The organism is Hafnia sp. HMSC23F03, from assembly GCF_001816025.1.
GTDB lineage: Bacteria > Pseudomonadota > Gammaproteobacteria > Enterobacterales > Enterobacteriaceae > Hafnia > Hafnia paralvei.
Window position 1 is genome coordinate 12,970 of sequence record NZ_KV824228.1, and the last position, 14,275, is coordinate 27,244.

Sequence of the window (14,275 nt, forward strand, 5' to 3'; positions counted from 1 at the left end):
CCGTGGAAACATTCACTCAACGCTGGCTGCAGTTAGATTGGGATGATATTGGGCTTAGGATCAACAGCAAAACTAACGCCGACGTGGAGCGTGCATTGCAGGCTTCTCGCCCCGATGGTGAAGATATGCTGGCTCTACTTTCGCCTGCGGCGGCACACTACCTTGAGCCTATGGCACGCAAGGCTCAACAGCTCACACGCCAACGCTTCGGCAATACGGTAGGTTTTTACGTCCCACTCTACCTCTCTAATCTGTGTGCTAACGACTGTACCTATTGTGGTTTTTCTATGAGTAACCGGCTCAAGCGTAAGACATTAGATGCCGAAGAGATTGAGCGCGAATGCACCGCTATCCGCGCCATGGGATTCGACAGCCTGTTACTCGTCACCGGCGAACATCAGGCAAAAGTTGGGATGGATTACTTTCGTCAGCATTTGCCACAGATTCGTCGCCATTTCAGCTCACTGATGATGGAAGTTCAACCGCTAGCGCAGGATGAATATGCAGAGCTGAAAACGCTAGGGCTGGATGGCGTAATGGTATATCAGGAAACCTATCACCCTTCGGTTTATGCACAACACCATCTCAAAGGGAACAAACAAGATTTCTTCTGGCGATTGGAAACACCCGATCGGCTAGGAAAAGCAGGGATCTACAAGATCGGGATCGGTGCACTGATTGGGCTATCTGACAACTGGCGTACAGACTGCTTCATGGTTGCGGAGCATTTAACATGGCTACAGCGAACCTATTGGCAAAGCCGGTACTCTATTTCTTTCCCGCGTCTACGCCCATGTACTGGAGGTATAGAACCAGCATCCATTATGGATGAAGCTCAGTTAGTACAAACTATCTGCGCATTCCGGCTATTTGCCCCAGAGATCGAGCTTTCCCTCTCCACCCGAGAGTCGCCAGCGTTTAGAGATAACGTCGTGCCACTTGCAATCAATAACGTCAGCGCGTTTTCAAAAACTCAGCCGGGAGGATATGCCGATAATCATCCAGAATTAGAGCAGTTTACCCCGCACGATGCTCGTACTCCAGCCCAAGTGGCTGATGTGCTTTTATCATCGGGGCTACAGCCGGTATGGAAAGATTGGGATGGATATTTGGGAAGAGGTACGCATCGCTAGAGGAAAAAATGTAACAGATCCAATTATCTATCAATAACCATTCCACTGTTGGGATAACTGCGTGAAAATATAAATTAGGCGGCATAACGTTCCTCTATCGATGTAGTTTGAACATCGATCGGAGCTCATTCATCCCCTAAGCTTCGCTAACCAAAACAGAATAACCGAGTTTCTATGACTCGGTTATTCTTCCTCCGGCTACGACTAACGCTTAAATCTCAGGTATAAAAAAACCGCTCCGAAGAGCGGCTTTTATTAGGCTTGGATCAACGATTACTCGTCGTCACCACGCATGCTAGCGTTCAGCAGCTCTGCCAAGTTAGCAGTTGCTTCTTCAGCGCTCACCTGTGGAACTACAGGCGCTTCGCCCTGAGCTTTACGGCGCGCACGATCCTGATGATAAGCATAACCGGTACCGGCTGGGATCAGACGACCCACGATTACGTTTTCTTTCAGGCCGCGCAGTTCGTCGCGTTTACCCGCAACGGCCGCTTCGGTCAGTACGCGAGTTGTTTCCTGGAACGAAGCCGCAGAGATGAAGGACTCAGTCGCCAGTGAAGCTTTGGTGATACCCAGCAGGTCACGGCTGTAAGTTGCCGCAATCTTGCCGTTAGCTTCCAGCTCACGGTTCGCGATTTTAACGCGAGAGAATTCAACCTGTTCGCCTTCCAGGAACTCGGAGCTACCAGCACTTTCGATGGTTGCTTTACGCAGCATCTGACGTACGATGACTTCGATGTGTTTATCGTTAATCTTAACGCCTTGCAGACGGTAAACGTCCTGCACTTCGTTGGTGATATAACGAGTCACAGCATGAACGCCACGCAGACGCAGAATGTCATGCGGAGATTCTGGACCATCGGAAACCACGTCACCACGTTCTACACGTTCGCCTTCGAATACGTTCAGCTGACGCCATTTAGGAATCATCTCTTCGTACGGTTCGCTACCATCCAGAGGAGTAATTACCAGACGACGTTTACCTTTGGTTTCTTTACCGAAGGAAATGACGCCAGTAATTTCTGCCAGAATCGCAGGCTCTTTCGGACGACGTGCTTCAAACAGGTCAGCAACGCGTGGCAGACCACCGGTAATATCCTTGGTACCGCCGGACTCCTGAGGAATACGCGCCAAGGTGTCACCAGCATGGATCTGAGCACCATCTTCCAACTGAACAATCGCTTTACCCGGCAGGAAGTATTGAGCAGCCATATCAGTGCCTGGGATCAATACATCGTTGCCTTTAGCATCAACGATTTTCAGCGCTGGACGCAGATCTTTACCGCTACCGGTACGCTCTGCAGAGTCCAGAACGACCAGAGAAGACAAACCGGTCAGTTCATCAGTCTGGCGGGTAATGGTCTGGGTATCGATGATGTCAGTGAAACGGATGAAACCACTAACTTCTGAAACAACCGGCATGGTATGCGGGTCCCAGTTCGCTACGGTTTCGCCGCCATTAACTTCAGCGCCATCGCCTTTAGCCATAACAGAACCGTAAGGCACTTTATAGCTTTCTTTAGTACGTCCGAATTCGTCGATCAGTTTCAGCTCGGTATTACGAGACGTAATAACCAGCTTCTTATCGCTATTCAGAACGAACTTAGCGTTGTTCAGTTTCAGATGACCTTTGTTTTTCACCTGAATGCTGGACTCTGCTGCTGCACGAGATGCCGCACCACCGATGTGGAACGTACGCATCGTCAGCTGTGTACCTGGTTCACCGATGGACTGTGCCGCGATAACCCCGATTGCCTCACCCTTGTTGATGATGTGGCCACGAGCCAAGTCACGACCATAGCAGTGCGCACACACACCGAAGTCGGTTTCACAGCTAACAACAGAACGAACCTTGATGATGTCAACGGAGTGTTCTTCTAACAGATCACACCATTTTTCATTCAGCAGGGTGTTGCGCGGAACCAGAATGTCTGCAGTGCCCGGCTTCAGAACTTCTTCAGCCGTCACACGACCCAATACGCGGTCGCGCAGTGGTTCTTTAACATCACCACCTTCGATAACCGGAGTCATCACGATACCGTTATGAGTACCGCAGTCATCTTCGATAACGACCAAGTCTTGCGCTACGTCTACCAGACGACGAGTCAGGTAACCGGAGTTCGCAGTTTTCAGTGCGGTATCCGCCAAGCCTTTACGAGCACCGTGAGTAGAGATGAAGTACTGGAGTACGTTCAGACCTTCACGGAAGTTCGCGGTGATTGGCGTTTCGATGATGGAGCCGTCTGGCTTAGCCATCAGACCACGCATACCGGCCAGCTGACGAATCTGCGCAGCAGAACCACGAGCACCGGAGTCGGCCATCATAAAGATGCTGTTGAAGGAAACCTGACGCTCTTCTTCACCTTTGCTGTTAATAACCAGCTCGGTAGACAGGTTTTCCATCATCGCTTTAGCAACACGTTCGTTGGCCGCAGCCCAGATATCGATGACTTTGTTGTAACGTTCGCCCGCTGTAACCAGACCAGACTGGAACTGTTCCTGAATCTCAGCCACTTCGGCTTCAGCTTCAGAAATGATTTCCACTTTCTTCTCTGGGATAACCATATCATCGATACCAACGGAAGCACCTGAACGCGCAGCGTAGGCAAAACCGGTGTACATGATCTGGTCAGCAAAGATAACGGTCGGTTTCAGACCCAGGATGCGGTAACACGTGTTCAGCATCTTGGAGATCGCTTTTTTACCCAACGGCTGGTTAACGATGCTGTATGGCAGGCCCTGAGGCACAATCATCCACAGAATCGCACGACCAACGGTGGTATCGACCAAGCCGGTAGTTGTAACCCATTCGCCTTCTGCATTTTTCTCGGTTTGCGTGATACGCACTTTAACGCGAGCATGCAGAGAAGCCAGACCAGCGCGATAGATACGCTCTGCTTCTTTAGGGCCGCTCAGAACCATGCCTTCGCCTTTGGCGTTAACACAGTCACGAGTCATGTAATACAGACCCAATACAACGTCCTGAGAAGGAACGATGATTGGCTCGCCGTTCGCTGGTGACAGAATGTTGTTGGTAGACATCATCAACGCACGCGCTTCCAACTGGGCTTCCAGCGTCAACGGTACGTGAACAGCCATCTGGTCACCATCGAAGTCGGCGTTATACGCCGCACAGACCAGCGGGTGCAGCTGAATAGCTTTACCTTCGATCAGTAACGGTTCAAATGCCTGGATACCCAAACGGTGCAGGGTTGGTGCACGGTTCAGCATCACTGGGTGTTCGCGGATAACTTCGTCTAGGATATCCCAAACAACAGCTTCTTCGCGCTCAACCATTTTCTTCGCAGCTTTAATGGTGGTAGCAAGACCACGCAGTTCCAGCTTGCCATAGATGAACGGCTTGAACAGTTCCAGAGCCATTTTCTTAGGCAGACCGCACTGATGCAGACGCAGGTATGGACCTACGGTGATTACAGAACGACCGGAGTAGTCAACACGTTTACCCAACAGGTTCTGACGGAAACGACCCTGTTTACCTTTGATCATATCGGCCAAAGATTTCAGAGGACGTTTGTTTGAACCGGTGATCGCACGACCACGACGACCGTTATCCAACAGGGCGTCAACCGCTTCCTGAAGCATACGTTTTTCGTTGCGTACGATGATATCCGGCGCAGCCAGATCCAGCAGACGTTTCAGACGGTTGTTACGGTTAATGACGCGACGATACAGATCGTTCAGGTCAGAAGTCGCGAAACGACCACCATCCAGCGGTACCAATGGGCGCAGATCTGGCGGCAGAACCGGCAGAACGGTCAGGATCATCCACTCTGGTTTGTTACCAGACTGAACGAACGCTTCCAGCAGTTTGATACGCTTGGTCAGCTTTTTACGTTTGGTTTCGGAGTTGGTTTCGTTCAACTCTTCACGCAGCTGTTCGCATTCCGCTTCCAGATCCATGTTTTTCAACAGACCTTGGATAGCTTCAGCACCCATCTTCGCGTCGAATTCGTCACCGAACTCTTCCAGAGCGTCCAGATACTGCTCTTCAGTCAGGATCTGACGACGTTCCAGATTGGTCATACCGCCTTCAACCACAACATAAGATTCGAAGTACAGTACGCGCTCAATATCACGCAGAGGCATGTCTAACAACAGGCCGATACGGGATGGCAGTGATTTCAGGAACCAGATGTGTGCAGTCGGAGAAGCCAGTTCGATATGGCCCATACGCTCACGACGTACTTTAGTCTGAGTAACTTCAACACCACATTTTTCGCAGATAACACCGCGGTGTTTTAAACGCTTGTACTTACCGCACAGGCATTCGTAATCTTTTACCGGCCCAAAGATACGGGCGCAGAAAAGGCCGTCACGTTCTGGTTTGAACGTACGGTAGTTAATGGTTTCCGGCTTCTTAACTTCGCCGAAAGACCAAGAACGGATCATGTCTGGCGAGGCCAGAGCAATTTTGATCGCGTCAAACTCTTCGGTCTTAGTTTGAGCTTTCAGAAACTTCAGTAAGTCTTTCACGGATTGGCTCCTGTCGGAGTTAGACCTGTTGGGCATTCGGATACCACCCAAATGCCCCTGTGACCAGTGCAACCACTGACTAAGCACCCCGCTTTCACAGGGCGCTTAGCGGCTGGTGTTACTTATAATTCGAATGAACGAATTACTCGTCTTCCAGCTCAATGTTAATACCGAGCGAGCGGATTTCTTTCAACAACACGTTGAAGGATTCCGGCATGCCTGGTTCCATACGGTGGTCGCCATCCACGATGTTTTTGTACATCTTGGTACGGCCGTTTACATCGTCGGACTTGACGGTCAGCATTTCCTGCAGCGTGTAGGCAGCGCCATACGCTTCCAGTGCCCATACTTCCATCTCACCGAAGCGCTGACCACCGAACTGAGCCTTACCACCCAGCGGCTGCTGAGTAACCAGGCTGTAAGAACCGGTAGAACGCGCATGCATTTTGTCATCAACCAAGTGGTTCAGTTTCAGCATATACATGTAGCCGACAGTAACCTGGCGCTCGAACTGCTCGCCGGTACGGCCATCAAACAGCGTAATCTGACCAGAGGTAGGGATGCCACCTAACGTCAGAAGCTCTTTGATTTCTTTCTCTTTCGCACCATCGAAGACTGGTGTTGCGATTGGCAGACCTTTTTTCAGGTTCTCAGCCAGACGCATAACTTCGTCGTCGGTGAAGGTGCTCAGATCAACGGTCTGACGCGTGTTATCGCCCAGATCGTAGGCTTTCTGAATGAACTCACGCAGCTTGGCCACTTCCTGCTGCTGCTTCAGCATGGCGTTAATTTTCTCACCAATACCTTTCGCAGCCATACCTAAGTGGGTTTCCAGAATCTGACCGATGTTCATACGTGATGGTACGCCCAGCGGGTTCAGTACGATGTCTACCGGAGTACCGTTTTCATCGTAAGGCATATCTTCGATCGGGTTGATCTTGGAGATAACACCCTTGTTACCGTGGCGGCCTGCCATCTTGTCACCAGGCTGGATCTGACGTTTAACAGCCAGATAAACCTTAACAATTTTCAGTACGCCTGGTGCCAGATCGTCGCCCTGAGTGATCTTACGACGCTTAGCATCCAGTTTCTTCTCGAAATCAGATTTCAGCTCGTCGTACTGCTCAGCCAGCTGTTCCAACTGGTTCTGTTTAGCTTCATCAGCCAGACCCAGTTCTAACCAGCGGTCGCGTGGCAGCTTAGCCAATTTCTCAGCTTCAACACCACCAGATACCAGAACGTCGTGGATACGGGCAAACAAGCCAGCTTCCAAGATCTGCAGTTCTTCAGTCAGGTCTTTCTTAGCCTGCTTCAGCTGCATCTCTTCGATTTCAAGCGCACGTTTGTCTTTCTCTACGCCATCACGAGTAAAGACCTGCACATCGATAACGGTACCAGAAACGCTGTTTGGAACGCGCAGAGAAGAGTCTTTAACATCAGACGCTTTCTCACCGAAGATAGCACGCAGCAGTTTCTCTTCTGGAGTCAGTTGGGTTTCACCTTTAGGCGTTACCTTACCAACCAGAATGTCGCCACCTTTCACTTCCGCACCGATATAAACGATACCGGATTCATCCAGTTTAGAGAGCGCAGCTTCACCCACGTTAGGGATGTCAGCGGTGATCTCTTCAGGCCCCAGTTTGGTGTCACGAGACACACAAGCCAGTTCTTGAATGTGGATAGAAGTAAAGCGATCTTCTTGTACAACACGCTCAGACACCAAGATGGAGTCTTCGAAGTTGTAACCGTTCCATGGCATGAATGCCACGCGCATGTTCTGACCCAGAGCCAATTCACCCAGATCGGTAGACGGGCCGTCAGCCAGCACGTCGCCACGCTCGATGGGTTCACCCAGATTGACACACGGCATCTGGCTGATGCAGGTGTTCTGGTTAGAACGGGTGTATTTGGTCAGGTTGTAAATATCAATGCCTGCTTCGCCCGGATACATCTCATCTTCGTTAACTTTGATAACGATACGAGAAGCATCAACGTATTGGATTACACCACCACGTTTAGCAACAGCGGTAACACCGGAGTCGACGGCTACAGCACGTTCCATACCGGTACCAACCAGCGGCTTATCAGCGCGCAGAGTCGGAACGGCCTGACGTTGCATGTTCGCACCCATCAATGCACGGTTGGCGTCATCGTGTTCCAAGAACGGGATCAGAGAAGCACCGACGGAAACCACCTGCTGGGTGGAAACGTCCATGTAGTCAACCTGATCGCGGCTGAACAAGCTTGATTCGCCTTTGCTACGGCAAGTAACCAGATCTTCAATGAAGCGGCCTTCGTCGTCCAAGTTGGAGTTCGCCTGAGCGATGACGTAGTTGCCTTCTTCAATAGCAGACAGGTAATGAATTTCATCAGTTACAATTCCATCACGAACGCGGCGGTATGGGGTTTCCAAGAAGCCATATTCGTTAGTCTGTGCATAAACAGACAGGGAGTTGATCAGACCGATGTTTGGACCTTCAGGCGTTTCGATTGGACATACACGACCGTAGTGAGTCGGATGAACGTCTCGAACTTCAAAGCCTGCGCGCTCACGAGTCAAACCACCTGGGCCCAACGCGGAGATACGACGCTTATGCGTAATTTCTGACAGTGGGTTGTTCTGGTCCATAAACTGAGACAGCTGGCTGGAACCAAAGAACTCTTTCACTGCGGCAGAAATTGGCTTGGCATTGATCATGTCCTGAGGCATCAGCATATCGAGGTCGCCCAGAGACAGACGCTCTTTCACTGCACGCTCAACACGCACCAGACCTACACGGAACTGGTTCTCAGCCATTTCGCCCACGGAACGGATACGACGGTTACCCAAGTGGTCGATATCGTCCACTTCGCCTTTACCGTTACGGATATCGATGAGTTTACGCATCACTTCAATGATGTCGTCTTTGCTCAGGATACCGGAGCCTTCAATCTCTTCACGCAACAGAGAACGGTTGAACTTCATACGACCAACCGCAGACAGATCATAGCGGTCTTCAGAGAAGAACAGGTTCTCGAACAGGTTTTCAGCTGCTTCGCGTGTTGGTGGCTCACCAGGACGCATCATGCGATAGATTTCAACCAGCGCGCTCAAGCGGTCGCTAGTTGGATCGACGCGAATGGTCTCAGAAATATAAGCACCGTGATCCAAGTCGTTGGTGAACAGCGTTTCGATACGCTTGTAACCCGCTTGGCTCAGCTTAGCCAGCAGATCCAGTGACAGCTCCATGTTAGCTGCACAGATCAGCTCACCGGTATTTTCGTCGATATAATCTTTAGCGACGACTTTACCAGCAATGTACTCAACCGGAACTTCGATCAGCGTAATGCCGTCTTTTTCCAATTGGCGAATGTGGCGTGCGGTAATACGGCGGCCTTTTTCAACATAGACCTTACCGTCAGCTTCGATATCGAAGGACGCAGTTTCGCCACGCAGACGTTCTGGAACAAGCTCCATCTGCAGTTTATTATCACGAATCTCGAAGACAACTTTGTCGAAGAACAGCTCAAGGATCTGTTCAGTCGTAAAGTTTAATGCGCGCAGAATAATGGTCGCAGGTAATTTACGGCGACGGTCAATACGCACAAACAGGTTGTCTTTCGGATCGAATTCGAAGTCTAACCATGAACCACGGTAAGGGATGATACGTGCGTTATACAGCACTTTACCCGATGAATGGGTTTTACCCTTATCGCTGTCAAAGAACACGCCTGGGCTACGGTGCAACTGAGATACGATTACGCGCTCAGTACCGTTGATAACGAAAGTCCCGTTATCAGTCATGAGTGGAATTTCACCCATGTAGACTTCTTGTTCTTTGATGTCTTTAACGGTGCCTTCCGGCGCCTCACGCTCGTAAATAACCAAACGCAGTTTAACGCGCAGCGGAGCGGAGTAAGTTACGCCACGGATCTGGCATTCTTTAACATCGAATACCGGCTCACCGAGACGATAGCTGACATACTGCAGCTCGGAATTACCACTGTAACTCTGGATTGGGAATACGGAACGGAATGCTGCTTCCAGGCCGTGTTGCCCTTCCGGATCTTGCTCGATAAATTTCTGGAACGAGTCAAGCTGGATAGAAAGGAGATAAGGTATGTCCAAAACTTGTGGACGCTTACCAAAATCCTTACGAATACGTTTTTTCTCGGTATAGGAGTAAACCATAGGGTTCCTCAGCTCGCTGATCAGTGACCCACTCTGTCCGTCCTAGTAGGACAGTTCATGCAACACCATTTTGTGACCGAAAGGCAGAAACACCTCTCGCAATACTTGTTTCTATCACTCTTAAACCATTTCGTTGCGCTTTACTCCGGAACTCCCGAAGTGGAAAACGGCAATATATTAAGTCGAAGATAGAAACAAGTATTGAGGGAATACTAGTGGTCAAACAGTGTGAAATACCACTAACATCCTTTACAGCGCAAAAAGGCTGGTGACCAAAAAGTCACCAGCCATCAGCCTAATTGCTTAGGCTGCTACCAAAAGAGTTGGCTTATTTAACTTCAACTTCAGCGCCAGCTTCTTCCAGAGATTTTTTCAGTGCTTCAGCGTCATCTTTGCTAACGCCTTCTTTCAGTGCAGCTGGTGCAGATTCAACCAGATCTTTAGCTTCTTTCAAGCCCAGACCAGTTGCGCCACGTACTGCTTTGATTACAGCAACTTTGTTAGCGCCAGCAGCTTTCAGAATAACGTCGAATTCAGTTTTTTCTTCAGCAGCTTCAGCTGGACCTGCAGCAACAGCTACAGCTGCAGCAGCAGAAACACCGAACTTCTCTTCCATCATGGAGATCAGTTCAACAACGTCCATTACAGACATTTCGGAAACTGCATTCAAGATATCGTCTTTAGAGATAGACATAAAAATTGTTCCTAAAATTCAGAAATAGATTATACGTAAGCAAACACGTTAGAAAAGAAAGGCTGATTAAGCAGCTTCTTTCTGATCGCGCAGAGCAGCCAGAGTGCGAACCAATTTGCCTGCAGAGGCTTCTTTCATGGTTGCCATCAGGCGTGCGATTGCTTCTTCGTAAGTTGGCAGAGTTGCCAGGCGGTCGATCTGAGCCGCTGGAATCAACTCACCTTCAAAGGCTGCAGCTTTAACCTCAAATTTTGCATTCGCTTTCGCGAAATCTTTGAACAGACGAGCAGCAGCGCCCGGGTGTTCCATAGAAAATGCAACTAAGGTTGGACCAACAAACGTGTCTTTCAGGCATTCGAAAGGAGTGCCTTCAACGATGCGACGCATCAAGGTGTTGCGAACAACACGCATGTAAACGCCAGCTTCACGACCTGCTTTACGCAGTTCAGTCATTTTATCTACGGTTACGCCACGAGAGTCAGCGATAACAGCAGAGTGCGCGCCTTTGGCTACTTCGATGACTTCAGCAACAATCGCTTGTTTGTCTTGAAGATTTAATGCCATTAGCTTTAGCTCCTGGATTTTGGCCGGGGAGGATTCCCCGGAACTCACATCACCTAATACCGAAAACGGTTTAGGCGTTAAATACGGTGAGCAGAATCCAGTAATCAAAAAGATTTTTTAGGTTCTGTCACCGTCTACGCAGGACGATTAAGCGTCTTTCGACGCACCTGCGGTCTTGGACGGAGGTCTGGATAAGGCCAGACTCCAACCGAAAATTCGTTCGCTATATTCGCTAAAGAGCATTCGATAGAGAATATGCGGGCGTCAGATTTTATACAAATCTAGCGCCCGCGTAAAGCGAAAACGCAATTAGCTATTCTCTAAGAGAATTAGTTAGCTACTGCGGTCAGGCTACCCTGTTCGATCGCTACGCCAGCACCCATGGTGGTGGACAGGCTGATTTTCTTGATGAAAACGCCTTTAGCAGTCGCAGGTTTAGCTTTCTTCAGAGCAACCAGCAGAGCTTCCAAGTTTTCTTTCAACTGGTTAGAGTCGAAGTCAACTTTGCCGATGGTGCTGTGAATGATGCCGTTTTTGTCGTTACGATAACGAACCTGACCTGCTTTAGCGTTCTTAACCGCTTCAGCAACGTTAGGAGTTACAGTACCAACTTTAGGGTTTGGCATCAGGCCACGTGGACCCAGAACCTGACCCAACTGGCCAACAACGCGCATTGCATCTGGAGATGCGATAACTACGTCGAAGTTCATTTCGCCTTTTTTGATCTGTTCTGCCAGATCTTCCATACCTACCAGTTCAGCGCCTGCAGCTTTAGCAGCTTCAGCGTTTGCACCCTGAGTAAATACAGCAACGCGTACTGAACGACCGGTGCCGTGTGGCAGAACGGTAGCGCCACGTACGTTTTGGTCAGATTTACGAGCATCGATGCCAAGGTTGACAGCAACGTCAACACTTTCAACGAATTTAGCAGTGGCCAGCTCTTTTAACAGAGCAACGGCTTCAGTGATGTCATATTGTTTAGTAACATCAACTTTGTCACGGATCACGCGCATGCGCTTGGTCAGCTTAGCCATTTCTTAGTCCTCCACTACCAGGCCCATGGAACGAGCAGTACCTTCGATGGAGCGAATCATCGCTTCAACGTCAGAACCAGTCATGTCCGCAGCTTTGGTTTCTGCGATTTCACGAACCTGAGCACTCGTTACTTTACCTACTTTGTCTTTGTTCGGCTTGCCAGAACCAGACTTGATACCAGCTGCTTTCTTCAGCAGTACTGCTGCTGGAGGAGTTTTGGTAACGAAGGTGAAAGAACGGTCAGAATAAACGGTAATAACAACCGGAATTGGCAGACCTTTTTCAATGCTGTCAGTCTTAGCATTGAACGCCTTACAGAATTCCATGATGTTAACGCCTTGCTGACCCAGAGCTGGACCAACTGGCGGACTTGGGTTTGCCATACCAGCTGCAACTTGCAGCTTAACGTAGGCTTGTACTTTCTTGGCCATGGTAAATATCCTCGATTGGGTAATATCGCCTCAAAGAGGCTCCCCGTTATTTGCAAAACGTTTACACGCGACACATTCGAAAATGGGGTGCGTATAAAAACAAAAGGCGCGAAATTGTAGTTTAATTTCGCGCCTCTGGCAATCAGCAATCGCTATGGTTGCTTAATTTTTTATCAGCCTTTTTCAACCTGACTAAAGTCCAGCTCTACCGGGGTCGCTCGACCAAAGATAGAAACCGAAACTTTCAAGCGGCTTTTTTCGTAGTCAACTTCTTCAACCACACCGTTAAAGTCGGCAAATGGACCATCGCTGACGCGAACCATTTCGCCTGGCTCGAACATCGTTTTCGGACGAGGCTTATCACCAACCTGCTGCAAACGGTTCATGATGGCATCAACTTCTTTGTCACTGATTGGAGCTGGACGATCAGAAGTACCACCGATAAAGCCCATCACACGCGGCACGCTACGCACTAAGTGCCAGCTGGCATCTTCCATCACCATCTGAACTAATACGTAACCAGGGAAAAATTTACGCTCGCTTTTGCGACGTTGACCGCCACGGATTTCAACGACTTCTTCAGTCGGCACCATGACTTCACCGAACAACTCTTCCATGTTGTGCAGTTTAATGTGCTCACGCAGCGATTGAGCTACGCGGCCTTCAAAACCGGAAAACGCCTGAACGACGTACCAACGCTTTTTAGGGGCTTCAGACATCTTAGAACCTCAGGCCAGTAATAAACGAAACCAGACGGACTAGAATACCATCCAGTCCCCACAGAATCAGTGACATGACAGCGGTGACCGCAGCCACGATCAATGTTGTGTGCAACGTTTCCTGACGCGTTGGCCAGATGACCTTGCGCATTTCGGTACGCGCTTCACGGGCAAACGCCACGGTAGCCTTACCTTGAGTTGTCAATAATGCTACGGCACCAGCAATCGCAATAATCAGGACTACAGCCATCGCGCGCAGTGGCAGACTCACATCACGGTAAAGGAAGTTACCTACGATGGCCACGATCAGCAGCACGGCGACAACCAGCCATTTCAGCGCTTGTAGGCCGCGCCCGCTCCCTTGAGCATCGGTATTCGCACTCATAAACCAACCTGTCACTAGATTGTGAAAAACAACTTCGCCCCGCAACGCGAGGCAAACCAAACCGAATGGGTATCTTACAAGAAACAAACGCGATTAGCGCGGTTACCTCTTCAAAGAAAGAGCGAAATCAGACAAATGATCCGCTATTCGGCACGATACGCCGTACTATCAGAGCCCATCTCACCTGTAATTATGACGCTAAAACTACTGATGAGATAGGTTCTAGTATCACTAGCGTAGAAAAAGGGCATCAAATGATGCCCTTTTATCGCGTGTCGCGTCAAATCTTATTCGATGACTTTAGCAACAACACCTGCACCAACGGTACGGCCACCTTCACGGATTGCGAAGCGCAGACCATCGTCCATTGCGATTGGGTGGATCAGGCTAACAATCATTTGAATGTTGTCGCCTGGCATTACCATTTCCACGCCTTCTGGCAGTTCGATGGTACCGGTCACGTCAGTAGTACGGAAGTAGAACTGTGGACGGTAGCCTTTGAAGAACGGAGTATGACGGCCGCCTTCATCTTTGGACAGGATGTAAACTTCTGATTCGAACTTGGTATGTGGCTTGATGGTGCCTGGCTTAGCCAGAACCTGACCACGTTCGATATCTTCACGCTTGATACCACGCAGCAGAACACCAA

At 49.6% G+C, this 14,275-nt stretch carries 9 protein-coding genes and 1 pseudogene; 1 reads left to right on the forward strand and 9 read right to left on the reverse strand.

Going from position 1 to position 14,275, the window contains the following annotated elements; genetic code table 11:
- The first annotated feature begins 2 nt into the window (after positions 1-2).
- The gene (thiH, locus tag HMPREF3091_RS10930) at positions 3-1,133 is read left to right on the forward strand and encodes a 2-iminoacetate synthase ThiH (RefSeq protein WP_070715860.1); all 1,131 of its coding nucleotides are present in this window, start codon (positions 3-5) and stop codon (positions 1,131-1,133) included.
- Between the two features lie 273 nt (positions 1,134-1,406).
- On the opposite strand, the gene rpoC is transcribed toward thiH, so the two are convergent.
- The 9 genes and pseudogenes from rpoC to tuf form a co-directional block, all read right to left on the reverse strand.
- Positions 1,407-5,627, reverse strand: a complete 4,221-nt coding sequence (gene rpoC / locus HMPREF3091_RS10935) for a DNA-directed RNA polymerase subunit beta' (RefSeq protein ID WP_008815918.1) — start codon at positions 5,625-5,627, stop codon at positions 1,407-1,409.
- Positions 5,628-5,769: 142 nt separating this feature from the next.
- Positions 5,770-9,798 (reverse strand): DNA-directed RNA polymerase subunit beta, encoded by a 4,029-nt coding sequence (rpoB, locus tag HMPREF3091_RS10940; RefSeq protein WP_008815919.1) that lies wholly within the window; start codon positions 9,796-9,798, stop codon positions 5,770-5,772.
- A gap of 328 nt (positions 9,799-10,126) precedes the next feature.
- Entirely contained in the window at positions 10,127-10,492 is a 366-nt protein-coding gene (gene rplL / locus HMPREF3091_RS10945) for a 50S ribosomal protein L7/L12 (RefSeq protein ID WP_004089450.1), read from the reverse strand.
- A 66-nt stretch (positions 10,493-10,558) separates the two neighbouring features.
- A complete protein-coding gene (gene rplJ / locus HMPREF3091_RS10950; protein ID WP_008815920.1) occupies positions 10,559-11,056 on the reverse strand; it encodes a 50S ribosomal protein L10 in 498 nt (165 codons plus the stop codon).
- Positions 11,057-11,385: 329 nt separating this feature from the next.
- Complete coding sequence (gene rplA, locus HMPREF3091_RS10955; protein ID WP_004089455.1) at positions 11,386-12,090, reverse strand: 50S ribosomal protein L1; 705 nt, start codon at positions 12,088-12,090, stop codon at positions 11,386-11,388.
- Between the two features lie 3 nt (positions 12,091-12,093).
- A complete protein-coding gene (rplK, locus tag HMPREF3091_RS10960) occupies positions 12,094-12,522 on the reverse strand; it encodes a 50S ribosomal protein L11 (RefSeq protein WP_004089458.1) in 429 nt (142 codons plus the stop codon).
- A 173-nt stretch (positions 12,523-12,695) separates the two neighbouring features.
- Positions 12,696-13,241, reverse strand: a complete 546-nt coding sequence (nusG, locus tag HMPREF3091_RS10965) for a transcription termination/antitermination protein NusG (RefSeq protein WP_004089459.1) — start codon at positions 13,239-13,241, stop codon at positions 12,696-12,698.
- A 1-nt stretch (position 13,242) separates the two neighbouring features.
- Complete coding sequence (gene secE / locus HMPREF3091_RS10970; protein ID WP_004089461.1) at positions 13,243-13,626, reverse strand: preprotein translocase subunit SecE; 384 nt, start codon at positions 13,624-13,626, stop codon at positions 13,243-13,245.
- Between the two features lie 287 nt (positions 13,627-13,913).
- Positions 13,914-14,275 (reverse strand): annotated as a pseudogene (gene tuf, locus HMPREF3091_RS10975) (elongation factor Tu); the annotation flags it as partial.

Excerpts from the sequence above, each read along its gene's own strand:
- rpoB (WP_008815919.1), bottom strand. The coding sequence starts at position 9,798 with ATGGTTTACTCCTATACCGAGAAAAAACGTATTCGTAAGGATTTTGGT.
- rplL (WP_004089450.1), bottom strand. The coding sequence starts at position 10,492 with ATGTCTATCTCTAAAGACGATATCTTGAATGCAGTTTCCGAAATGTCT.
- rplJ (WP_008815920.1), bottom strand. The coding sequence starts at position 11,056 with ATGGCATTAAATCTTCAAGACAAACAAGCGATTGTTGCTGAAGTCATC.
- rplA (WP_004089455.1), bottom strand. The coding sequence starts at position 12,090 with ATGGCTAAGCTGACCAAGCGCATGCGCGTGATCCGTGACAAAGTTGAT.
- rplK (WP_004089458.1), bottom strand. The coding sequence starts at position 12,522 with ATGGCCAAGAAAGTACAAGCCTACGTTAAGCTGCAAGTTGCAGCTGGT.
- nusG (WP_004089459.1), bottom strand. The coding sequence starts at position 13,241 with ATGTCTGAAGCCCCTAAAAAGCGTTGGTACGTCGTTCAGGCGTTTTCC.
- secE (WP_004089461.1), bottom strand. The coding sequence starts at position 13,626 with ATGAGTGCGAATACCGATGCTCAAGGGAGCGGGCGCGGCCTACAAGCG.